The following is a 23,680-nucleotide window of genomic DNA, read 5'->3' as shown; positions in this document are numbered from 1 at the left end:
GGCGGGTGTGCGTTGCTCTCGCAGAAAAAGGGCCCAGCCATGCTGCGGCCCTTTTTTTCATTTGATTTGATGGTTTGACACAACCGATCCATGTTGAAACTCACACATTCCCGCGCGGTGCTCCTCATGGTGGTTGTGACCCTGCTGTGGTCCATCGCCGGGGTGGTGACCCGCCACCTGGAGCAGGCACGCAGCTTTGAGGTGACTTTCTGGCGCAGCCTTTTCACCCTGCTCAGTCTGCTGATCCTGTTGCCCGCTGTGCAGGGGCGAGAGGTGTTTGGGGCGATGCGCAGGGGTGGGGCGGCCCTGTGGCTGTCTGGGCTGTGCTGGGCGGTGATGTTCACCGCCTTCATGGTGGCCATGATGCTGATGCCTGTGGCCAATGTGCTGGTGACCATGGCGGCAGGCCCGCTGCTCACGGCGCTGTTTGCGCGCCTGTTCATTGGCCATCGCATTGCGCCACGCACCTGGGCAGCCATTGGCTTGGCCGGGCTGGGCATTGGCTGGATGTATGGCTCGCAGATGGCGGGGTTGCCGCTGTCGGGTACCCTGGTGGCGCTGTGTGTGCCGGTGGCAGCCGCTGCCAACTGGACAGTGGTGCAACACTCCCAACGACACGGTCACGCCGTCGATCTGGTGCCTGCGGTGTTGGTGGGGGCAGTGCTGTCGGTGCTGGTCACTTTGCCGTTAGCTCTGCCGTTTCAGGCCACGCCGCATGATTTATTCTTGCTGGCTTTGCTGGGGGTGTTTCAACTGGCCATCCCCTGCGTGTTGGCGGTGCGCTGTGGCCGCGTGCTGAAGGCGCCTGAGATGGCTTTGCTCGGCCTGCTGGAGGTGATCTTTGGCATCCTCTTGGCCTGGCTGGGCGCGGGTGAGCGCCCGGCCCCCGCCGTGTTGGCTGGTGGCGCCCTGGTGATTGGTGCCTTGGTGTTGAATGAAATGCTGGGTTGGAAGGAACAAAAATGACGGAGACAGTGATGACGGAAGTATCGAAAGACGTGGTGAGTGAGGTGCGCGGTCAGGTCGGGTGCATTACCTTGAACCGGCCCCGGGCGCTGAATGCGCTGTCGCTGGGCATGGTGCGCGAGCTGATGGGTACTTTGCTGGCCTGGCAGACAGACCACCGGGTGCTGGCCGTGGCCATCCGGGGCAGCAACAAAGAAGGCCCCTTTGGCGCCTTTTGCGCGGGCGGTGACATTCGCTTTTTGCACCAGGCGGGCAGCCAAGGCAATCCACAGCTCGAAGATTTTTTCACCGAGGAATACGCGCTCAACCACCTGATCCACAACTACGCCAAGCCCTACATCGCCTTCATGGACGGCATCGTGATGGGTGGCGGCATGGGCATCAGCCAGGGCGCAGCGCTGCGCGTGGTGACCGAACGCACCAAGATGGCCATGCCTGAGACGGCGATTGGCCTGTTCCCCGATGTGGGTGGTGGCTACTTTCTGAGTCGCTGCCCCGGCAGCGTGGGTGAGTGGTTGGCCCTGACGGGTGACACCATTGGCGCGGGTGATGCCATCGAGAACCAGTTGGCCGATGGCTGTCTGCCGTCAGACCAGCAAGCCGCCGTGTGGGAGGCGCTGGGCAGCCAGCCGTTTGCCGACGGGCAGGCGGTCCGGTCGTTTGTTGCTTCAAAATTTGTAGCTGCTAGCGCTTATCACACAAGCGCTAGAGCTCAAATTGACCAATATTTCTCGCTGTCCACCGTCGGGGCGATTGTCACGGCGCTGGAAGCGGCGGACACCGATTGGGCGCGCACTGCGGCGGCCACGCTGCGCAAGCGCTCGCCGCTGATGCTGCACGTGGTGCTGGAGCAGATCCGCCGGGCACGCGGCATGGGCCTGGCCGATGATTTGCGCATGGAGCGCGACATGGTGCGCCACTGCTTCTATCTGCGCCCTGGGCAGAGTGAAACCGTGGAAGGTATCCGCGCCCTGGCGGTAGACAAGGACCACGCCCCGCAGTGGAACCCCGGCCGAATTGAAGACGTGACGCCTGAAATGGTGACGCCGTTCTTTGCCAGCCCTTGGCCGGCGCATGCGCACCCGCTTGCCAACTTGGCCTGATTTTTGGCGCGGTACAGCTTGCGTTGGCATGAAAAAGCCGCTCGGCGAGCGGCTTTTTACTGTGGGCTGACCGGCTGAAAGGGTCAGCGGTTGCGGCTTTTCATGGCCCGCTCCACCTCTCGTTTGCCCTCGCGGTCTTTGATGGTGTCGCGCTTGTCATGTTCGGCCTTGCCCTTGGCCAAGGCGATTTCGCATTTCACAAACCCGTTCTTCCAGTGCAGGTTCAGGGGGACGAGGGTGTAGCCCTTTTGCTCGACCTTGCTGATCAAGCGTTTGATATCGTCTTTTTTGAGCAGCAGCTTTTTGGTGCGTGCCGACTCTGGGTTCACATGGGTGGAGGCCGTCTTCAGCGCCTGGATCAGGCAGCCCAGCAGGTACAGCTCGCCTTCGCGGATGAGCACGTAGCCATCGGTCAGTTGCACTTTGCCCTCGCGCAGCGCCTTGACCTCCCAGCCGTGCAGCACCATGCCTGCCTCGTGGCGTTCTTCAAAGAAGTAGTTGAAAGCCGCTTTCTTGTTGTCAGCGATGCGGGACGATGGATCGGGTTTTTTGGCCATGAGGAATTAGATAAGACGCAAACCGGAAGATAAAAGGCCTCCCTACAATTGTCGCTGTCTCGCAGCTGCGATTCTAATTTCCTCTGACCCCTTGCACCCGCCAGCCATCATGCTGTGTGTAGCGGTCCTGTTTGCATGAAAACCGTTCAAAAGTCTGTCCTCATCTGGTATTCCCCCGAAGAAATGTTTGCCTTGGTCACTGGCGTGGAGCAGTACCCTGAATTTCTCCCTTGGTGCGACCGGGCCCGGGTGCTGGAGCATGTGGAGGGTGGGATGACAGCCGAAGTGGGCATCGCCCTGGGCGGGATTCGCCAGACCTTTGTGACCCGCAACACCCACGTCTCTGGCCAGAGGGTACAGATGCATTTGGTGAAAGGCCCGTTCTCGCAATTGGAGGGGGATTGGCGCTTTTTGCCTGTGGGCGATGGCAGCCAGCGGGCGTGCAAGGTAGAGTTGCAGTTGAACTATGGCTTTAGCAGCATGGCACTGGCCGCGTTGGTGGGCCCCGTGTTTGACCGCATTGCTGCCACCATGGTGGATGCCTTCGTCAAGCGTGCGGAGCAGGTGTATGGATGAGCCGCCCACCAAGAGTGGCGGCGCAATGCAGCCGCTCAGGATTGTGCTGGTGGCGTGCACGGCACCCCGTCAGACGCAGCAGTGGCAATTGAGCTTACCCCAGGGGGCTACCGTGGCCGATGCCCTCAAGGCCTGCGGACAGGGCGCTGCACTGTCTGTAGGGTGTGAAGAAGGGAATAGGGGGCTGATCGGTGTATGGGGTCGGTCTGCGGCCCCAGAGACGGTGCTGCAAGACTTGGACCGGGTGGAGCTGTACCGCCCTCTGAAAGTGGACCCCAAGGTCGCCAGGCGCGAGCGTTTTGCCAAACAGGGCGCCCGCAGCACCGGGCTCTTTGCCAGTAAACGCCAAGGTGCCAAGGCCGGGTATTGAACAAAGCCGAAGCTAGAGCCGCAGCCTTGTCTAGCTGCGCGGCGCTGGGGTCAGCAGCGCACTAGCGTGCGCAGTCCGTTGCCATGATGTCGCTGGCACGCTTGATTTCAGCGTTGCGACTGGCTTCGTCCATAAAGACACGCTCGCCCTGGGCATTGACCTGCATGGTGGGGCGGCCCGTCTCCAAGTCGGCCTTGGCGCGGCGGGCGCGTGTGCAGTTTTCCGCCTTGGCGCGCGCCAGCTTCTCTTCTTCGGCCTTTTTCTTGGCGGCTTCGGCGGCCTCTGCCTGGGCTTTTTTCTCTTCCAGCTCTTTGTCCTTGCCTGCGCTGGCGGGCTTGGTAGGTGCCTTGGCTGCCGTGGCCGGTGCGGCATCGTCGGCTCCGGACGCTGCGGCGCCAGCGTCTGGCGCAATGCGCACTGCAGCGGACCCGCCGGGTTGCTTCAGGATGCTCTTGGCGGGGATGTCGGACGGAGGTGGGCGGTCGCTGAACACCTTGCGGCCGTCTTTGTCGATCCACTGCCACTGAGCGGCGGCGCCCAGTGCCCAAGTGCAGGCCACGGCCAGCAGGAGAAGCTTGTGCATTTTCATGGCGATGAGTTTAGCCGTGCACGCTGTTTGTTGTCACAGCAATAGCACATGGTTACAGATGGACGGACGTCTTGATGCAACGGATGGTAGGGCTCTGGCCAGCGTGTCACGAAGCAGTGCGGGTACAATCCGTCTTTTGGAGCCTTCTCATGCGCCTACTTGGAAAAGCGCTCACCTTCGACGATGTGTTGCTGGTGCCAGCGTACTCCCAGGTCCTGCCCAAGGACACGTCCCTCGCGACGAAACTCTCCCGCAATATCCAGCTGAATCTGCCACTCGTGTCCGCCGCCATGGACACCGTGACCGAGGCGCGCTTGGCCATTGCCATCGCCCAAGAGGGCGGTATCGGTATCGTTCACAAAAACCTCACCCCGCAAGAGCAGGCAGCGCATGTTGCCAAGGTCAAGCGCTATGAGTCCGGCGTGCTGCGTGACCCTGTGGTCATCACTCCCGAGCACACGGTGCTGCAAGTGCTGCAGTTGTCAGAGCAACTGGGTATTTCTGGCTTCCCGGTGTGCGATGGTGGCAAGGTGGTCGGCATCGTCACGGGCCGCGATCTGCGCTTTGAAACCCGTTACGACGTCAAGGTCCACCAGATCATGACGCCGCGCGAGAAGCTGATCACCGTCAACGAAAAAGACGGCACGACGCCTGAGCAAGCCAAGGCGTTGCTGAACAAGCACAAGCTCGAACGCATCTTGGTGATCAACGATGCCTTTGAACTCAAGGGCCTGATCACGGTGAAGGACATCACCAAGCAAACCAGCTTCCCCAATGCAGCGCGTGACGCAGCAGGCCGCCTGCGCGTGGGCGCGGCGGTGGGCGTGGGTGAAGGCACTGAAGAGCGCGTTGAAGCGCTGGTGCGCGCCGGTGTCGATGCCATTGTGGTGGACACCGCCCACGGCCACAGCAAGGGCGTGATCGACCGTGTGCGCTGGGTCAAGCAAAACTACCCGCAAGTGGATGTGATTGGCGGCAACATCGCCACGGGCGCTGCAGCGCTGGCGCTGGTCGAAGCCGGTGCCGATGCCGTCAAGGTCGGTATTGGCCCTGGTTCCATCTGCACTACCCGCATCGTGGCTGGCGTGGGTGTACCCCAGATCATGGCCATCGACAATGTGGCTACGGCGCTCAAGGGCACCGGCGTGCCACTGATCGCCGACGGTGGCATTCGCTACAGCGGTGACATTGCCAAGGCTTTGGCCGCTGGTGCCAGCACCATCATGATGGGCGGCATGTTTGCGGGCACCGAAGAAGCGCCTGGCGAAGTGATTCTGTTCCAGGGCCGCAGCTACAAGAGCTACCGTGGCATGGGCTCCATTGGCGCCATGCAGCAAGGCAGCGCCGACCGCTACTTCCAGGAATCGACCACCGGCAACCCCAATGCCGATAAGCTGGTGCCAGAGGGCATTGAAGGCCGCGTGCCCTACAAGGGATCGATGGTCTCCATCGTGTTCCAGATGGCTGGCGGCGTGCGCGCCTCCATGGGCTACTGCGGTTGCGCCACCATCGAAGAGATGAACAACAAGGCAGAGTTCGTCGAGATCACCACCGCTGGCATCCGCGAAAGCCATGTGCACGATGTACAGATCACCAAGGAAGCCCCTAACTACCGGGCAGATTGATCTTTGGTGCTTCTAATCTGACTAGATTGAAAAGATCTGGTCAGACTGATATAGTCTGGTCTGAATTCACCATTCAGGCCAGACTTTTTTACTTATGCAGTCCGTCGGCATCTACGAAGCGAAAACCCGGTTCTCTGCCTTGATCGAGTTGGTCGAGCAGGGCGAGGAGGTGCGCATCACTCGCCACGGCAAAGAGGTGGTGCGCATGCTGCCTGTACGCCGCCGTCCCGTCATCTCGGACGAGCAGATTGCCCGCGAGCTGGGCCAGATGGACGCACTGCATGCCAGCATCCAGCCTGCCGAGTCGTCGATGGTGGAGGCTCTGCGCCACACAGGGCGGAGCGCCGCATGACCGCTTTCGTGCTCGATGCATCTGTCACCGCCGCCTGGCTGTTGCCTGATGCCGCCAGCGACCACACGCGCCGGCTGTACACCCTGATCCGCCGCGATGAGGTAGAGCCCCAGGCGCCCAACCTCTGGCACTGGGAGTGCCACAACATCCTCGCCAGCGGTGTGAACAGTGGGCGTATCCCCGCCGCATCCGTCGAGGGCCTGTGGAGCGTGCTCGAAGCCATTCGCCACCGTGTGGAGCTGCACGAGCTGGCCCCCGCGCAGCACAAGGCCGTTCTGGATGTGGCGCTGGAGACCTGCCTGCCTACTTTCGATGCGGCATACCTGTGGCTGGCCCGCTCGTTGCGCCTGCCACTGGCCACCTTTGATCCCCAACAGATCGCTGCCGCTCAGCGCAGCGGTGTCCCCCTTCTTGACCTCTCCCGCCTTTGACGGAACACCACCATGCAACACCAGAAAATCCTCATCCTCGATTTCGGCTCGCAAGTCACCCAGCTCATTGCCCGCCGCGTGCGCGAGGCCAACGTGTACTGTGAAGTGCACCCTTGCGATGTGACTGACGAATGGGTGCGCGACTACGCCAAGGACGGCTCGCTCAAGGGCGTGATCCTGTCGGGCAGCCACGCCAGCGTGTACGAGGTGGATGACAAGGCTCCGGATGCGGTGTTTGAACTCGGCATTCCGGTGCTAGGCATTTGCTACGGCATGCAGACCATGGCCCAGCAGCTGGGCGGCAAGGTCGAAGGCTCCAACACCCGCGAATTCGGCTATGCCGAAGTGCGCGCGCACGGCCACACTGAGCTGCTCAAGGGTATTGAGGACTTCGCCACGGCCGAAGGCCACGGCATGCTGAAGGTGTGGATGAGCCACGGCGACAAGGTGACCGCCTTGCCCCCAGGCTTCAAGGTGATGTGCTCCACACCTTCGTGCCCCATCGCAGGCATGGCCGACGAGAGCCGCCGTTACTACGCCGTGCAGTTCCACCCCGAAGTCACGCACACGGTGCAGGGCAAGGCGCTGCTGGAGCGCTTCGTGTTGGGCATCTGCGGCACGCGTGCTGACTGGATCATGGGCGACTACATCGAAGAAGCCGTCCAGAAGATCCGCGAGCAGGTCGGTGACGAAGAAGTGATCCTGGGCCTGTCGGGCGGTGTGGATTCGTCCGTGGCCGCAGCGCTGATCCACCGCGCCATTGGCGACCAGTTGACCTGCGTGTTTGTGGACCATGGCCTGCTGCGCTTGAACGAGGGCGACATGGTCATGGACATGTTCGAGGGCAAGCTGCACGCCAAGGTCATCCGCGTGGATGCTAGCGACCTCTTCCTGGGCAAGCTGGCCGGGGTGAACGAGCCCGAGCAAAAACGCAAGATCATCGGTGGCCTGTTTGTGGATGTGTTCAAGGCCGAGGCTGCCAAGCTCAAGGCGGCAGGCAATGGCGCCAAGGGGGCCACTTTCCTGGCCCAGGGCACGATCTATCCCGACGTCATCGAATCCGGCGGCGCCAAGAGCAAGAAGGCCGTCACCATCAAGAGCCACCACAACGTGGGTGGCCTGCCCGAGCAACTGGGCCTCAAGCTGCTGGAGCCCCTGCGCGACCTGTTCAAAGACGAAGTGCGCGAACTGGGCGTGGCCCTGGGGCTGCCGCCCGACATGGTCTACCGCCACCCCTTCCCCGGCCCCGGCCTGGGCGTGCGCATCCTGGGCGAGGTCAAGAAGGAATACGCCGACCTGCTGCGCCGCGCCGATGCCATCTTCATCGAAGAGCTGCGCAACTTCAAAGACGAAGCCACCGGAAAGACCTGGTACGACCTCACCAGCCAGGCTTTCACCGTCTTCCTGCCCGTCAAGAGCGTGGGCGTGATGGGCGACGGCCGCACCTACGACTACGTGGTGGCCCTGCGCGCCGTGCAGACCAGCGACTTCATGACCGCCGACTGGGCAGAGTTGCCTTACGCGCTGCTCAAGAAGGTGTCGGGCCGCATCATCAACGAAGTGCGCGGCATCAACCGTGTGACGTATGACGTGAGCAGCAAGCCGCCAGCGACGATTGAGTGGGAGTGAAATCAGGTCCTTCGGGGACTATCGCTACTTATCGAAAATCCGACGTAACGTATTGATTTAAAAGGAAATACGTCACGACAGCTATCGGTGACTATCGCCGGGCAGCGAAACGGATTGACGGTAGAGGTGACGGTAGAAACCGGAGGCCGGATTAAGACCTTCTTGTTTACTATCGAGACCAAATCGGTCTCTCCCGACTCGGTATTTCCGAAATACAGGGCGGCGCTGTTCGTCCATGGATGCTTCTGGCATCGGCATGGCGGCTGTCGATACCTCACCCGGGCCTGCCAGCGGGGCGTCGTCCCGGACTTGCATCCTGCGGCCGCAGCGAGTTTTGGTATTATTGATAGAGAATCATTCTCAATACTGATGTCGCTGACAGATTGACAGAAGATGCAAGTGCGACGCACCGCCGGGGATCTCATGGAGATCGACATGCCCGATCCGCATTCGTTGTCCCAGGACGACGTGATGCACTGGCCATCGCACATGGGACAGGGCGCGACGCGGCTGTGTGCGCTGGATGACGGCTTGCTGCTGGGTGTGACGCAGGGCAGCCTGCACAGGCCCACGCGCATTGCCTCTGAGCAGCCCAGCTGTCTGGTGAATCTATGCTTTGTGGTCGATGGGCAACTCGGCGCTGAGTCCGAGTCACCGCTGCCTTCACTACGTGGCGGGGCTGGTGCCGCGTTTGCTTGGTTTTTGCCGCAGGCGCGCTGGACGACCGAACTGTCGCAATGCCATCGGCTGGCTGCCCTGGACCTGTCGGTCTCGCGCGAGTTCGTTCTGGCCTGGGCCGAAACCTGGCAGCTGTCGTTGCCCAATGCCTGGGTCAGCGCGGTCGAAGGCAGCGATGTGCCCCTGATCGAGGTCGGTGGCATGCCGCCGGCTATGCTCGGTCACGCCCGCCTTTTGGTCAACCAGCAGGGACAGACCAGCATGCAGCGCTTGCGCCGTGAATCCATGGTGCTGGAGTTGCTGTCGGAATACCTGTTTGCTCGCGTAGAGGCCCAGCGCCGCACACCGGCCAGTTGCAAGCTGGCACCTATCGAAATCGAAAGGGCGTTAGATGCGGCATCGCGGTTGGCAAACCGGCTGCAGGATCCGCCCGGTGTCAACGAAATTGCGCGCGAGGTCGGCTTGTCCGGCTCGCGCCTGAAGCTGGCATTCAGTCAGATTTTCGGCTGCGGTGTCTACAGCTATGTCAAAGCGCTGCGCCTTGAGGCCGCGCGCTGCGCGCTGATCGAGGGCCAGCAGGTCAAGGCGGCCGCGCTGTCGGTGGGCTACACCAGGGCCGGGCATTTTGCTCGCCATTTCCGAGAGCGCTTTGGCATTGTGCCGGGCCGCTACGGTGGCTGAGTCGGCATGCATTTCACGCGACTCTTGCCTAGTGGATTGAGGCTGCGAATCTTGTCTGCACCGGGCAGTGGGTTGCTCGATTGTGTTGGCTTGGTCGCGCTGTACGTGCGTGCCGGCGTGCTACTTGTGGATGGAGCGGCCGTACCTGCTGGCCAAGCCTGGATTGGGCGGGGGCAACAAGTTACTGCAGTAGCCACGCATGACACTCTTGATGCCGTTCTGATTGATACCCCGGGTTGCCCACGCTTCGACGACGAATCGCTGTCGGGTTCTGGGGGGCTGTGTGCGGTCGACGCAGAATCGGCGGTGGCTATGGAGCGCATCACGGCCTTGTCGGTGCAGTCCGGTGCGGCCAGTGTCCTGGGCTGCCATTTCGAGGCCATTCGCTTGCTGACTGCTCCTGCCGCCAGCCGGACCCCGGCGCCCGACGACCGACTGCTGCGTGCCGCCGCCATCCTGCGCATGCGCATGCAGAACCCGCCCGGCATCGAGGCCCTGGCCCGAGAGGTGGGGCTTAGCCCGGCTGCGCTCAAGCGGGCCTTTCCTGTCGCCTTCGGCAGTCCGCCCTATGCTTGGTTGCGGCGCGAGCGGTTGATCGAGGCGCGGCGGCTCATCGAGCAGACCAAGCTGCCTATCGCCGACATCGCGAACAGCGTGGGTCTGGCTGCAGGCGGGCATTTCGCGGCGGCCTGCCGCCTGCTTTTCGGCAAGGAGCCGCGCGCCTTGCGCGAAGCGGTTCAGGTCCCTGATGGAGCCGCGCAGAACACTGGCCGCATGCCCCCCCGCGAATAATCGCCAGGCGCACTTGCCGCGCCCGCCCATAAGGAAGCCATGCTCAGCCTCTGCCAGAAACCACTTCGCCAGACCCTTGCCATCATGCTGCTCGCCGCGGCAGGGCCGCTCGCCCAGGCCCAGGGTGTGCCCGCCGCAGCACCGGCCACCGCCAGGGCGGCCTCCCCGGTGCAAGCCGCGCCCAGCGGGCGCGACATCGTGCAGCGCGCGCGCCAGGCCGACACCCACCGCGACGTCTACCGCCGCTACCTGATGACCATAGAGCGCGACGGCGTGGTGCTGCGCCGCGGGCTGGAGAGCTACTCCATGCGCCTGGCCGACGAAAGCCGGGGCCTGCTGGTCTTTCACGAGCCCTCGGATGCGCGCGGCATCAAGTACCTGACCTGGAACTACGACGACATCGCGCGCGACGACGACATGTGGATGTTCCTGCCCAGCGAGCGCATCGTGCGCCGCATCGCGGGCAGCGCGCGGCGCGGCTCTTTCATGCGCAGCGATCTGCTCAATGAAGACCTGCAGGACCGCAGCGTGGACGACGATGCGCACCAATGGCTGCGCAGCGAGGCCTGTGGCGAGGCGATCTGCCAGGTGATCGAGTCGCGGCCGGTGCGCAGCGACGTCTCCGAGTACGCGCTGCGCGTGACCTGGGTGCGCGAGGACCTGTGGCTGCCAGTCAAGGTCGAGTACATGGACCGTGCGGGCCAACTGGTCAAGACCGCCAGCTACCTGGATTTCCAGCGCTTCGGCGATGTCTGGAGCCGCACCCGGACCGTGGTCACCTCGGCCGACGGCCGTTCGCGCACCACCTTGCTGGCCCAGGAGACGCGCATCAATGGCGGCCTGGCCGCGCGGCTGTTCGAGCACGCCAGCCTGCGCTGAAAGGTGGCTGTCGCTACCAAAAGTCCGCCGACCGACACCAACTCTCCGCCTGCCGCGTGCTCTGTCCTTTTGCAGCCGCGGTCCTCTGAGCACAATTGGCATTGATTGAGAATTGTTCGCAATTGATGTGCAATCTGTGTGGTGAGGAGAAAAGATGAAGCAGAAGAAATCCGGGCGCGCCGCTCGACCGAACAGCGGCCTGCGCATGCAGCCGCTTGCGCTGTCCCTGCTGGCCTTGCTGGCCACGTCGGCGGCCGTGGTACGGGCGCAGGAGGTGGCCGAACAGGTGGCCGTGGAGCAGAGCCTGCCTGACGTGCAAATCACGGCACAGAAGGTGCTGCAGGACAACCAGAGCGTGGGAGCCAGCGTCTATGTGCTCAGCGGTGCCGATGCGAAAGAGCAGGGCATCACGAGCACGAGCGACTTGGTAGGCCGCATTGGCAACCTGCATAATCTGCAGGGGGGCAGTACGCCGCTGCTGTCCATCCGGGGCATCGGCCAGCGGCTGAATACGCCCGGCGTCGGGCTGTATGTGGACGACGTACCCTACTTGGACCATTTCGCCTTCCCCGCCAATCTGCAGCTGTTCGACATCGAGCGCATGGAGGTGCTGCGCGGGCCGCAGGGCACGCTGTACGGAGGCAACACCATGGGGGGAGTGCTCAACATCGTGACGCGCCAGCCCGATGCCCAGTTGCGTGGCGAGACGCGTTTCACGGTGGGAAGCCACGGCCTGCGCCAGGCTAGCGCCGATCTGAACGTGCCGCTCAATCAGCAGGATCTGTTTCTGGGCATTTCCGCTGCCACCATTGAGCGCGACGGATACACCAAGAACACATTTCTGGGGCGTGATGCTGATCCGTTGGACGAGCGCGGCCTGCGATTGAGGCTGCGCTATCTGCCTAGCGATAGTCTGGATATCACGCTGGGCCTGGATGTGTCGCGCATCCGCGACGGCTACTACGACAAGGCGTTGGCCACCGGCCGCCGGCTCGAAGACACCGTTCCCCACCGCGTGGCCTACGATTTCCCGGGCCGCGACGACAAGGACTTGCGCGGCGCCTCGCTGCGCGTGCGCTACGACGCTGATCGCTTCACCCTGACTTCGATCACCGGCCTGCGCGACAACAAGTACACCTTCACCGGAGAGTTTGATGGCACGCCCCAGCCGGTGGCCAACGACGTCTACTCCGTCAAGCAGCGCCAGTGGACGCAGGAGCTGCGCCTGAGTTCGCGCACGGCCGAAAATATCGGTCTGTCCTGGCTGGGCGGCGTCTTCCTGTTCAACGACCGGCGCCAGGGCAACGACCGGCTGGCCATGGTGCCCATGGGCGTGGATACGCTGACCGGCAGCATGTACCGCACGCGCGGCACGGCCTTCTTCGGCAATGTCGAGTACTGGTTCATGCCGTACTGGGGCGTTCAGGCTGGCCTGCGCCATGAGCGCGAGACGGTTTCTTATGGCGCCGAGTCCACCTCCTTCATGGGCTCCATGCCGGTCGCGAATACGCCATGGCAGGGTCATGGGCGCTCGTTCTCGCAGACTGCGCCCAAGGTTGGCGCGATGTTCAAACCCGCCGACGGCACGCTGCTGTACGGCACCGTGGCTAAGGGCTACCGCAGCGGCGGCTTCAACACTGTCGTGCTCAGTGAGGCTGACCGCGCCTACGGTCCCGAGACCAATATCAACTACGAGGCCGGCTTGAAGTTGGTGTCGCAGGACAAGCGGCTGCAGTTCAATGCGGCCGTCTTCCGCTCCAACATCGACAACCAGCAGATCGGCCAGTCGCTGGGCGTTGGTACCGAAGTCACCCGCAACGCGGGCAAGTCCCGCCACCAGGGCCTGGAGTTCGACGCAGCTTATTTGCTGCCCGGCGGTTGGCGGTTGTCCGGATCAATGAGCTACCTGGATGCCAAGTTCCGCTCCTATACCGATGTGCTCGCCGGCACAGACTATGCGGGCAATCGGGTGCCCTTCGTGCCAAGCAGCATCTTCTCTGCGGCGATCCAAAAGCGCCATCTGCTGAGTAATGGTCTGAAACTGGTCGGACAGGTCGAAGTCAGTCATGTCGGATCCATTTACTACGACGCCGCCAACCAGTTGAAAGGTCAAGCCTTTAGCCTGCTGAACCTGCGTGTGGGTATTGAGGATAAGCGCTGGTCGGCCTCCATGTGGGTGCGTAACGCGACCGACCGAAAGTACATACGCGACGCTGGGGTTAACCCGCTGACCTTGACCTCCCAGGTTGCTTTCGGTGCACCGCGCACGTTGGGTATCGACGTGGCTGTCAAGTTCTGACCGCTGCTGAGGCCCCCGCACGGCGGGCTCGGCGATGGGCTACGGCCCTGTGCCGCAGCCCGGTCTGAAGTTCTTATCCCAACACGACGGAGAAACAGGAATGTCTAATGCAGACAAAGGCCTGGGCAGTGTCCTGCTCGATCGGGTCGCCGCCACCCCTGGCAAGACCGCGCTGCGCTTTCTGCGCCAGGGCGAGGAACAGACCGAGGCGGTCACCTACGAGGCGCTGCAGGCCCGCGCCGCAGGCCTGGCGCATGCGCTGGCTGCCCGGCATGCGCCGGGCAGCCGCGCGCTGCTGATGTATGACGCTGGCATCGACTTCGTGGTGGCCTTCTGGGCCTGCGTGCAGGCCGGCATCGTGGCGGTGCCCGTGCCGCTGCCCAAGCTCAACCGCAGCCTGCGCTGGTACGAGCACATCGCGCAGGACGCCCAGATCGGCTGCGTGCTGGGCGATCCTGCGCTGCAGGCGCGCCTGGCGCCAGCCTTCGCGGCCAGCGCACCGCTGCGAGCTCTGTACTGGGTCGCCGAGGACAGCTGCCACACGGCGCTGTCGCCTGTCGCCGCGCGCGGCGACGACTTGGTGCTGTTGCAGTACACCTCCGGCTCCACTGGTGCGCCCAAGGGCGTGCGCGTGTCCCATCGCAACCTGCTGGCCAACGAGGCCATGATCCAGTCGCGCTGGGGCAACAATGCCGGGTCCGTCATCGTCAGCTGGCTGCCGCATTTCCACGACATGGGGCTGATCGGCAAGATCCTGCAGTCGCTGTATGTGGGCGCCGAGCTGGTGCTGATGCCGCCGGCCGCCTTCATCCAGCGGCCCGCCAGATGGCTGGAGGCCATCACGCGCTACCGCGGCAGCAACAGCGGCGCCCCCAATTTCGCCTACGAGGCCTGCCTTCGCGACATCGACGACACGCAGCTGGCGGGGCTGGACCTGACCAGCTGGCAGGTCGCCTGGAGCGGCGCCGAGCCCGTGCGCCCGGCCACGCTGCACGCCTTTGCCCGCCGCTTCTCCGGCTGCGGCCTGCGCGCCGAGGCGCTGAGCGCCTCCTACGGCCTGGCCGAGGCCACGCTGGTGGTCGCCAGCGCCCACCCCGGCCCCACGCCGCTGCTGCGCGTGGACGCGGCGGCCCTGCAGCGCGGCCATGCCCAGGTGCTTGAACGCGCACAGCCCGGCCAGCTCGGCCTGGAATGCGCCGACGACGACTGCTGGCTGGCGGGCTGCGGCCCCTGGATGCCAGACCATCGCCTGCGTGTCGTGGACCCCAGCAGCCTGCAGCCGTGCGCGGCCGGCGAAGTCGGCGAGCTGTGGTTTGCCGGCGCCAGCGTCTCGGACGGCTACTGGGGGCAGACCCAGGCTAGCCTGGATGTCTGCCAGGCGCGCCTGGCGCCGGACGCCGGCGATACCACGCCGTATCTGCGCACCGGCGACCTGGGCTTCGTCGATGAAGGCCATGATGGGGCCGGTCAGCTCTATATCGTCGGCCGCATCAAGGACATGCTGGTGATCCGGGGCGTCAACCACGCGCCGCAGGACATAGAGCGTAGCGTGGCTCGCTGCGATGCCGCCTTCGTGCCCGACGGCTGCGCCGCCTTCCCCGTGATGGCCGGCGGCCAGGAGCAACTGGTTGTCGTGCAGGAACTGCGCCGCAGCCATGCGCGCCATGCCGATGGCGCCGCGCTGCTGCGCCGGGTGCGAGAGGCGGTGGCGGCCCAGCACGAGCTGCAGCTGTTCGCGCTGTGCCTCATCGTGCAAGCCCATCTGCCCAAGACCACCAGCGGCAAGGTGCAGCGCCAGTTGTGCCGCACGCTGTTCCTCGAAGGCCGGCTGGAGTGCTGCTACGCATGGCGCCGTGGCGAGGTCGATGTGCAGCAGGCGCTGTTTGCCGGCGCCGGCCAGCAAAGCCGTCGCTATGGCGCGCTGGGCCTGCCTGCCGCCGACTTGCCGCAGTCCGGCGAAGCGGCCACGCTGCAATGGCTGCAGCAGTGGCTGCAGTCGCATTGCGACGTCGACGGCGCGGGCTTCGACGCCGAGCTGAGCTTTTCCGCCTACGGCATGGACTCGGCGCTGACCGTGCGCATGGTCCACGCGCTGGCGCAGTGGCGCGGCATCGAGCTCGAGACCGAGGTCGCCTGGAACTACCCGACGCCGGCCCTGTTGGCGGCGCATCTGGCGACACAGCTGCATCCCTATCCCCGCGCACTGCGCGTGAAAGTGCCCGCATGACGCCCCCACGCGACGAAGACATCGCCATCGTTGGAGCGGCCTGCCGCTTGCCCGGCGGTGTGGACGACCTGCAAAGCTACTGGGCCCTGCTGCGCGAGGGGCGCGATGCGCTCGGGCCCGTGCCCCAGGAGCGCTGGGACCATGCGGCCCTCTTCGATGTGGACCCCGACGCGCCCGGTAAGAGCTATGCCGCGCAGGCCGGCTTTGTCGCGGAGGTCGACCGCTTCGATGCCGGCTTCTTCGGAATCGGGCCCGACGAGGCGGCGGCCATGGACCCGCAGCATCGCCTGCTGCTGGAGACCGCCTGGCATGCGCTGGAGTCGGCCGCCCTGGCGCCCGATGCAGTCTTCGGCGCCCGCACCGGCCTGTTCGTCGGCCTGTGCTCGGACGACTATGCGCAGCTGTCGATGCAGATGCACGAGCTGCCGGCGGCCTCCATGCACCAGCAGCTCGGCGGCATGCGCTCGCTGGCGGCAGGCCGCGTGGCCTACCACCTGAACCTGCAGGGGCCGGTGATGCAGCTGGACACCACCTGCTCGTCCTCGCTGCTGGCCGTGCACCAAGCCTGCCGCAGCCTGCGCAGCGGCGAGACCGACTGCGCGCTCGCCGGTGGCGTCAACCTGCTGCTGTCGCCGGCCCCGATGGTGGCGCTGAGCCGCCTGCGCGCGCTGTCGCCCAGCCAGCGCTGCCGCGCCTTCGATGCCGCAGCCGACGGCTATGCGCGCGGCGAGGGTGTGGCCCTGGTGGTGCTCAAGCGGCTGGCGGACGTGCAGCGCGCGGGCGATCCCGTCATTGCCGTGATCCGTGGCTCGGCCGTCAATCACGATGGCGCCAGCAATGGCCTGACGGCGCCCAACGGGCTGGCGCAGGAGCGCGTGATCGCCGCCGCGCTGCGCGATGCGGCGCTGCAGCCGTCCCAGGTCAGCTATGTCGAGGCCCATGGCACGGGCACGCTGATGGGCGATCCCATCGAGGTAGGCGCGCTGGCGCGCGCCTACGGACCGGCGCGCGGCGTGGCGTCCGAGCCGCTGTGGATCGGTTCCGTCAAGTCGAACATCGGCCACCTGGAGGCGGCGGCCGGCATGGCCGGTCTGCTCAAGCTGTGCGCGGCGCTGCAGCACCGGCAACTGCCGGCCAGCCTGCATGTGCAGCGGCTGAACCCGCATGTGCCCTGGGACCGCATCCCCGTGCGCGTGCTCACCGAGCGCCAGGACTGGAGCGCGCCGCGCTGCGCGGCGGTCAGCGCCTTCGGACTGAGCGGGACCAATGTGCACATGGTGCTCGAAGAGGCCCCCGCCGATGCGGCGGCGCAGCCGCCCGCCGGCACCCCCCCGGCCCTGTGCCTGCTGCCCCTGTCGGCGCGCACGCCCGAGGCCCTGCAGACGCTGGCCCGGCGCTACCGCGACTGCATGGCCGAGGGCGCCGGTACGGACCTGTGCACGCTGTGCTTCAGCACCGCCACCGGGCGCAAGGCCCTGCCACAGCGCCTGCTGCTGGCGGCCGACAGCCCGGCGCAGGCCGTGGCGCGGCTCGACGCCTGGCTGTTCGCCCCGGCCGCAGCCGCCGGCGTGTGGACCGATGCGGCCGCGCTGGACGCCGGCGCCTTGCCGGCCGCGCTGCGCGATGCCGGCCAGGCCTGGCTGCGCCGCAAGCCCGTGGACTGGTCCGCCTGCTTCCCGGGCCACCAGGGCCGCCGCTGCGCCCTGCCGCGCTATCCTTTTGCCCGCGAGCGCCATTGGCTGGCGCGCCAATGGGCCTTCACGGGCGATGGCAGCGTGCAGGCCGCAGGCGGCGATCTCTCATATGCACTGCGGTGGCAGCCGTGGAGCGCCACGCCATCCGCCCAACTGCCGGCTTGTCTGCTGCTAGGGGCCGACACCGCCCAGGCCCAGGCGCTGGCCCGTGTCCTGCAGGCGCAGGGCGCAGCTGGGCTGGCGAAGGGCACGGCGCAGTCGCTGCCGCAGGACGGCCACGCCGGTCACTCCGGTCACTGCATCTGGCTCGCACCCCAAGGGCAGACGCTGGAGGCCACGCTGGACGAACTGGCCACCGTGGCGCAATGGGTGCAGGCCCGGCCCGCCGCGATGCGGCTGTGGGTCGTGACCCGCCAGGCTTTCGGCGCCAATGGCGCCACTGACGGTACCGCAGCCGCCGAGGCCTCGGACCTGCACGGTGCCGCGATCTGGGGCCTGGCCCGTTCGCTGCGGCTGGAACTCGGTACGCGCTGGGGTGGCCTGGTCGATCTGCCGGCGGGCGAAGACAGCCGCCCGTTTGAACAACTGGCCGCCTGCCTGGCCACCGTCACGGCGGAAGACGAGTTCGCCATCCGCGAAGCGGGCCGGGCCATCGAGGTGCCACGGCTCGAAGCCGTGCCCCAGCGAGCCGGCGATGCGGCCTTCGCCTGCGACCCGGCCGGCAGCTATCTGCTGACCGGCGGTCTGGGCGCGCTGGGCATGGCGCTGGCGCAGGAACTGGTGCAAGCCGGCGCGCGCCACCTAGTGCTGGCCTCGCGCGAAGGCCCGCAGCGCCTGCTGCGCGACGCGGCCTGCGCCGGGCGCGTGGCCGCCTGGCGGGCGCGCGGCGTGGCCGTGGACGTGCTGGGCCTGGATGTGTCCCGGGCCGATGCGGTGGCGGATTGCCTGGCCCAACTGGCGCACGACGGCCGCCAACTCAAGGGCATCGTGCATGCGGCAGGCGCGCTCGACCGGGCCGGCCTGTCGGAACTGGGCCGGAACGGCGCCTGGGGCCCCGGCTGGCGCGCCAAGGTGGACGGCGCGCGCCATCTGGACCGGCTCAGCCGCGCTGCCGCGCTGGACTTCTTCTGGCTGTGCTCCTCGGTCACCGCGCTGTGGGGCATGCGCACGCTGGCGGCCTATGGCGCGGCCAATGCCTGCCTCGACGCCATCGCCGCGCAGCGCCGCGCCCAGGGGCTGGCGGCCCTGTCCCTGCGCCTGGGCCGGATGGAGATCGCCGGCCTGATGAGCGACGGCGACGCCGCCGTGCTGGACGCCATCGGTATCGCGCCGATGCGCCTGCCCGCGCTCATGGCCAGCATCCGCCAGGCGGCGGGCGCGGCCGATGCCGTGGCCACCCTGGTCTCGGCCGACTGGCCGCGCTTTGTGCGCCACCGGCGCGAGCAGGGAGCGGCCACGCTGTTCGAGCGGCTGGCTGCCGGGCCGGCCGAACCCGCTGAGCTGGCCGATGCCCCGGCCACCGCCCCCTGCGCCACGCGACCGGCCGGCGAGCTCCGCGACTGGCTGGCCCGGACCCTGGCCGAGGCCATGAAGCTGCCAGTGGCGCGCATTGAGGAGGCGTCCAATCTGTTCGAGCTGGGGCTCAACTCCGTGATGTCGGTGCTGGTGCGCCAGCGGCTGGAAGCCGCCTGGGGCCTGCGCACGGCCCCCACGCTGCTGTTCGAGCAGCCCAGCCTGGACGCGCTGTGCGCCTGGCTCAATGCGCAGTTGCAGGCACTGGTTCCCGTGCCGATGCCCGCAGGGCTGGCCGCGTCCGCCGCGATCGGCGCCGCGCCGCGCACCGTCTTCCTGTTCAGCGGCCAGGGCTCCATCCATGCTGGCATGGGCCGCAGCTTCTATGCCGGCGAGCCGGGCTTTCGCCGCACCGTCGATGCCTGCTGCGCCCAGCTGCAAGCGGAGTTCGGCCTGGACCTGCGCGAGCGCCTGTTCAGCACCGATCCCGAGGCGCTGGCCCACACCGGCGAGGCGCAGCCGGCGCTGTTCGTCATCGGGCTGGCGCTGGCCCGCATGTGGGAGGCTCAGGGCGTGCGTGCCGACCTGCTGATCGGGCACAGCGTGGGCGAGTTCGCCGCCGCCTGCCTGGCAGGCGTGTTCTCGCAGTCCGACGCGCTGCGCCTGGTGATGGCGCGGGCGCGCCTCATGCAGGCCTTGCCCGAGGACGGCGGCATGTGCGCAGTGTTCGCCGCGCCCCAAGCCCTCGACGGCTTGCTGGCGCGCTGGCCGCAGCTGTCGCTGGCGGCCGTCAACGCGCCGCGTCAGGTGGTGGTGTCGGGCGAGCGCAGTGCGCTGGCGGACTGCGTGCAGGTGCTGAGGCAGGCCGGCCTGGTCTGCCAGCCGCTGGGCGTGCGCCATGCCTTCCATTCGCCGTCCATGCAGCCCATGCGCGAGGCCTTCGCGGCCGTGGCGCGCACGTTGACTTACCAGCGGCCGCAGCGCGCCCTGATCTCCACCGTCAGCGGCCGGCGCGCCGGCGACGATATTGCCTGCGCCGACTACTGGGTGCGCCATGTCGAGGCCACCGTGCAGTTCGCCGATGCGCTGCGGCTGGCGCTGGACGAGGGGGCCGGGCGCTTCATTGAGATCGGCCCGCGCAGCGCGCTGACCGGGCTGGCCCAGGAAGTCGTTGCTGAATCCGGTAACCAGGCCAACGCCGGGCGTGCGGGCGAAGCGCCGCCAGGTCACCAGTTTCTGGCCACGCTGGCGCGCGAGGAGGGCGCCTTCGAGGCCTGGCAGGCCGCGCTGGCGGCGCTGCGCCCCGCCGCCATGGCCCTGCCTGTGCTGGTGCCCGAGCCCGCGCAGCGCCACCAGCCCTTCCCCATGACGCCTATGCAGCATGCCTACTGGCTGGGGCGCCATGCGGCTGTGGCTGGCGGGCGGGTCGCCATCCACATGTATCTGGAGCTCGATGTGCCGGCGCTCGACGTGGCGCGCATGGAGCGCGCCTGGAACGCGCTGGTGGCGCGCCACGACATGCTGCGCGCCATCGCGCGGCCCGACGGTTCCCAGCAGGTGCTGGCCGAGGTGCCGGCCGTGGTGCTGGTCTGCCACGACGCGAGCGGCGTCGATGCGGCGCAGCGCGAGGCCCACCTGGCCTCGGTGCGCGCCGCGCTGTCGCACCGCAATGCGGCGCTGGACCGCTGGCCGCTGTTTGAGCTGCGCGTGACGCACCTGCCCGAGGCCGTCTCGCGCCTGCATTTCAGCCTCGACGGCTGGTGCCTGGACGGCTGGAGCTACCAGATCCTGTTCCATGAGCTGCACCGGCTCTACACCGATCCGCAGGCGGCGCTGCGCCCGCTGGGACTGGGTTTTCGCGACTATGTGTTGGGGCTGCGCGCGCTCGAACAGGGGCCTGCCCATGCCCAGGCCTTGCAGCGCTGGCAGCAGCGCCTGCCGCAGCTGCCGCCGCCGCCGCGCCTGCCCCTGCGCGAGGCCAGCGGCCTGGCCGGCGACCCGGCTGCGGAAGTGGCCGGCGCGCGTCCCGGTTTCGGCCGCTGGCAGCGCCAGCTGGACCGCACCGTCTTCGCCGGCCTGCAGCAGCGCGCGGCGCGCCATTCGCTGACGGCGGCCACGGCCATGCTGGCCGCCTACGGGCGGGTGCTCAGCCGCTGGAGCGAGTCCACCGATCTCACGCTCAACGTGCCGCGCTTCAACCGCCAGCCGCTGCACGCGGACGTGCCGCGCCTGGTGGGCGAGTTTGCCTCTTTCACCCTGCTGGCCGTGCGCCGCCGGGCGGGCGAGGACTTCGCCACACAGGCGCGCGGCCTGCAGGCGCAGCTGTGGGAAGACATGGAAGGCCTGCCCGTGGCCGGCGTCACCCTGCTGCGCGAACTCAACCGCCTGCACCAGCTGCAGGCCCTGGAGAACGGGGCGGAGCCGGCCGCCGCAGGCGCGCCCGTGCTGATGCCCTTCGTGTTCACCAACATGCCTGAGGAGGCGCTGGACGGCGAGCACATCGGCCTGCTCGACGCCTGGGGCGACGACGGGCGCGTCAACGACTTCATCACGCAGACCCCGCAGGTCTGGATCGACTGCCAGTACCACCTGCGTGACGGCGGGCTATTCGTGTTCTGGGACGCGCTGCAGGCGCAGTTCGCGCCGGGCCTGCTCGACACCCTGTTCGACGCCTATGTCGGCCTGCTGCAGCGGCTGGCCAGCGACGACGCGGCCTGGACCGCCATCGATCCGCTGCCCTTACCGCCGCCGCAGGCGCAGGTGCGCGAGCGCGTCAACGGCCTGGTCGCCGCGCTGGCCCCGGACCGGCTGCATGAGCGCTTTGTGCGCAGCGCGCGCCAGCATCCCGAGCGCCCCGCCGTGCTGGGCCAGGGCGCGGCCATGAGCTATGGCGAGCTGCATGTCCAGGTGCGCGACATCGCCGCGCGCATCCTGCAGGCCCTGGACCGGCGCCCGGACCCTTCGCCGGCGCCCGTGGTGGCGGTGGTCATGCCCAAGGGCTGGCAGCAGGTGGCCGGCGTGCTCGCCGTGCTCGCGGCCGGCGCCGTGGTGCTGCCGCTCGATGCCGACCTGCCGGCCGCACGCCTAGCCTGGATGCTGGCCGATGCGGGCGCGGCCCTGGTGCTGGTGCGTGCGCAGGGGCCGGCCGGTCTCGCGGATCCGGCCGGCCTGGGGCTGCCGCAGCTGGTTATCGAAGATCGCCTGGCGCACAGCGACGCCGGTACGGACTGGCCCGTGCGCCCGCACGACGGCCTAGCCTGCATCATCTACACCTCCGGCTCCAGTGGCGAGCCCAAGGGCGCACGCATCGGCGAGCCGGGCCTGGTCAACGCCATCGACTACACGCTGCAGCGCTTTGGCATCGACCACCAGGCCCGCCTCCTGGCCCTCACGCCGCTGCACCACGACATGGCCTGCTTCGACTTGTTCGGTGCCGTGAGCGTGGGCGCGGCCATCGTCATGCCCGAGCCGGCGGGCGCCAGGGACCCCGGCCACTGGCTGCAGCTGATGCGCTCGCATGGTGTCAGCGTGTGGAACAGCGTTCCCGCCATGCTGGAGATGCTGCTCAGCCATGCCCGTGCCGACGAGGCCCTGGCGCGCCAGGCCTGCGCCCGGCTGGCCACGGTGTTCCTGGGCGGCGACTGGATCGCGCTCACGTTGCCGGAGCGGCTGCGGCAGCTGAGCCCGGCCGCCCAGGTAGTCAGCGTGGGCGGCCCTACCGAGACCACGCTGTGGAACGTGATGCATGCCGTCGAGGACGTCGCGCCCCACTGGCGCAGCATTCCCTATGGCCGGCCGATCGCCAACACGCGCTACCACGTGCTGGACGCGCTGCTGGAGGAGCGGCCCGACGGCGTGGTCGGCGAGATGCATGTCTGCGGCGTCGGCGTGGCGCGCGGCTATGTGGGCGACCCAGCGCGCAGCGCCGCCGCCTTCCTGCGCCATCCGCGCACCGGCGAGCCCATGTATCGCACCGGCGACCTGGGCCGCTACGGCGTCGACGGCACGCTCGAATTCATGGGCCGGCGCGACCGGCAGGTCAAGATCTCGGGTGTGCGCATCGAGCCCGCCGAGGTCGAGGCCGCGCTGCTGCGCCACCCGGGCGTGGCGGCGGCGGTGGTGGTCATCGCCGGCGAGGGCGCACGCCGCCAGCTGGCCGCCGCCTGGGTGGCCCATGCCGGCCTGGCGCTGCAGGCCGAGGCCTTGCGCGGCCACGCCGCCGCGGCGCTGCCGCCGGCCCTGCGGCCCGCGGTCTGGCTGCCGCTGTCGGCGCTGCCGCTGACGGCCAACGGCAAGGTGGACCGCCGTGCCATCGCCGCGCTGGCGCTGGCCCAGACCGCGCAGGCCCGGCCGGCCCCGGGCCAGGCCCTGCCGCAGCGCATGAATGCCGTGCAGCAGCACATCGCCGCGCTCTGGGCCGAACTGCTGCAGCGCCCGGGCGTGGGCCTGGGCGAGAACTTCTTCGAGGCCGGCGGCAATTCGCTGCTGGCCACCGAACTGTTCGTGCGCCTGCACCAGGCCTATCCGCAGCTGGCCTCGGTGGTGACGCTCTACGAGCACCCCACCGTCGAGGCCCTGGCCGCGCACCTGCAGCCCGGTGCCGCGCCGCCGCTCAGCGGTGGCGCGCTGCCGGCCGCCGCCTCGCGTGGCGAGCGTCGGCGCGCGCTGCACCGGGGCGTGGCGACGCCCGGCGTACCGACGCCCAGGCCTTCCGATTCCC

The 23,680-nt window shown here is 67.3% G+C and carries 17 protein-coding genes (1 of these 17 only partly in view); 15 read left to right on the top strand and 2 right to left on the bottom strand.

Annotation, left to right across the window (positions count from 1 at the left end):
* Positions 1-90 precede the first annotated feature (90 nt).
* Both C8C98_RS00760 and C8C98_RS00755 read left to right on the top strand, forming a co-directional pair.
* Complete coding sequence (locus tag C8C98_RS00760; RefSeq protein ID WP_121452740.1) at positions 91-966, top strand: DMT family transporter; 876 nt, start codon at positions 91-93, stop codon at positions 964-966.
* Complete coding sequence (locus C8C98_RS00755) at positions 963-2,069, top strand: enoyl-CoA hydratase/isomerase family protein (RefSeq protein WP_370450294.1); 1,107 nt, start codon at positions 963-965, stop codon at positions 2,067-2,069. Before C8C98_RS00760 ends, C8C98_RS00755 begins: the two co-directional genes overlap by 4 nt.
* 83 nt (positions 2,070-2,152) lie before the next feature.
* Here C8C98_RS00755 and smpB read toward each other — a convergent pair whose 3' ends face one another.
* On the bottom strand, positions 2,153-2,626 hold the full coding sequence (smpB, locus tag C8C98_RS00750) for an SsrA-binding protein SmpB (protein WP_099656005.1): 474 nt from the start codon (positions 2,624-2,626) through the stop codon (positions 2,153-2,155).
* A 135-nt stretch (positions 2,627-2,761) separates the two neighbouring features.
* On the opposite strand from smpB, the gene C8C98_RS00745 reads away from it, so the two are divergent.
* Positions 2,762-3,202, top strand: coding sequence for a type II toxin-antitoxin system RatA family toxin (locus tag C8C98_RS00745; protein WP_121452739.1), 441 nt, complete (start codon positions 2,762-2,764; stop codon positions 3,200-3,202).
* A complete protein-coding gene (locus tag C8C98_RS00740) occupies positions 3,195-3,572 on the top strand; it encodes an RnfH family protein (protein ID WP_370450293.1) in 378 nt (125 codons plus the stop codon). Before C8C98_RS00745 ends, C8C98_RS00740 begins: the two co-directional genes overlap by 8 nt.
* Before the next feature lie 61 nt (positions 3,573-3,633).
* On the opposite strand, the gene C8C98_RS00735 is transcribed toward C8C98_RS00740, so the two are convergent.
* On the bottom strand, positions 3,634-4,161 hold the full coding sequence (locus C8C98_RS00735) for a DUF4124 domain-containing protein (RefSeq protein WP_121452738.1): 528 nt from the start codon (positions 4,159-4,161) through the stop codon (positions 3,634-3,636).
* Between the two features lie 149 nt (positions 4,162-4,310).
* On the opposite strand from C8C98_RS00735, the gene guaB reads away from it, so the two are divergent.
* The 11 genes from guaB to C8C98_RS00680 all read left to right on the top strand — a co-directional run.
* Complete coding sequence (gene guaB, locus C8C98_RS00730) at positions 4,311-5,786, top strand: IMP dehydrogenase (protein ID WP_121452737.1); 1,476 nt, start codon at positions 4,311-4,313, stop codon at positions 5,784-5,786.
* Positions 5,787-5,880: 94 nt separating this feature from the next.
* Complete coding sequence (locus C8C98_RS00725; RefSeq protein ID WP_121452736.1) at positions 5,881-6,138, top strand: type II toxin-antitoxin system Phd/YefM family antitoxin; 258 nt, start codon at positions 5,881-5,883, stop codon at positions 6,136-6,138.
* Positions 6,135-6,569, top strand: a complete 435-nt coding sequence (locus tag C8C98_RS00720) for a type II toxin-antitoxin system VapC family toxin (RefSeq protein ID WP_121452735.1) — start codon at positions 6,135-6,137, stop codon at positions 6,567-6,569. The genes C8C98_RS00725 and C8C98_RS00720 overlap by 4 nt, the downstream gene beginning before the upstream one ends.
* 12 nt (positions 6,570-6,581) lie before the next feature.
* Entirely contained in the window at positions 6,582-8,198 is a 1,617-nt protein-coding gene (gene guaA, locus C8C98_RS00715; protein WP_121452734.1) for a glutamine-hydrolyzing GMP synthase, read from the top strand.
* Between the two features lie 87 nt (positions 8,199-8,285).
* The gene (locus C8C98_RS22220; protein ID WP_370450292.1) at positions 8,286-8,585 is read left to right on the top strand and encodes a hypothetical protein; all 300 of its coding nucleotides are present in this window, start codon (positions 8,286-8,288) and stop codon (positions 8,583-8,585) included.
* A gap of 48 nt (positions 8,586-8,633) precedes the next feature.
* Entirely contained in the window at positions 8,634-9,557 is a 924-nt protein-coding gene (locus C8C98_RS00705; protein WP_158600124.1) for an AraC family transcriptional regulator, read from the top strand.
* Between the two features lie 312 nt (positions 9,558-9,869).
* The gene (locus C8C98_RS21725) at positions 9,870-10,349 is read left to right on the top strand and encodes a helix-turn-helix domain-containing protein (protein ID WP_158600123.1); all 480 of its coding nucleotides are present in this window, start codon (positions 9,870-9,872) and stop codon (positions 10,347-10,349) included.
* A gap of 84 nt (positions 10,350-10,433) precedes the next feature.
* Complete coding sequence (locus tag C8C98_RS00695) at positions 10,434-11,228, top strand: outer membrane lipoprotein-sorting protein (protein WP_158600122.1); 795 nt, start codon at positions 10,434-10,436, stop codon at positions 11,226-11,228.
* Positions 11,229-11,382: 154 nt separating this feature from the next.
* A complete protein-coding gene (locus C8C98_RS00690) occupies positions 11,383-13,527 on the top strand; it encodes a TonB-dependent receptor (RefSeq protein WP_121452729.1) in 2,145 nt (714 codons plus the stop codon).
* Positions 13,528-13,627: 100 nt separating this feature from the next.
* On the top strand, positions 13,628-15,754 hold the full coding sequence (locus tag C8C98_RS00685; RefSeq protein WP_158600121.1) for an AMP-binding protein: 2,127 nt from the start codon (positions 13,628-13,630) through the stop codon (positions 15,752-15,754).
* Positions 15,751-23,680, top strand: the 5' portion of a protein-coding gene (locus C8C98_RS00680) for a non-ribosomal peptide synthetase/type I polyketide synthase (protein WP_121452727.1). 56 nt of this gene lie beyond the right edge of the window; 7,930 of the gene's 7,986 nt are visible here — the first part of the coding sequence; it begins with the start codon at positions 15,751-15,753; the stop codon falls past the right edge of the window. Before C8C98_RS00685 ends, C8C98_RS00680 begins: the two co-directional genes overlap by 4 nt.

The sequence above is a fragment of the Acidovorax sp. 106 genome, from assembly GCF_003663825.1.
Lineage (GTDB): Bacteria > Pseudomonadota > Gammaproteobacteria > Burkholderiales > Burkholderiaceae_C > Acidovorax.
Note: the sequence above shows the minus strand (reverse complement) of the source record. Positions and strands in the feature narration are given on the sequence as shown.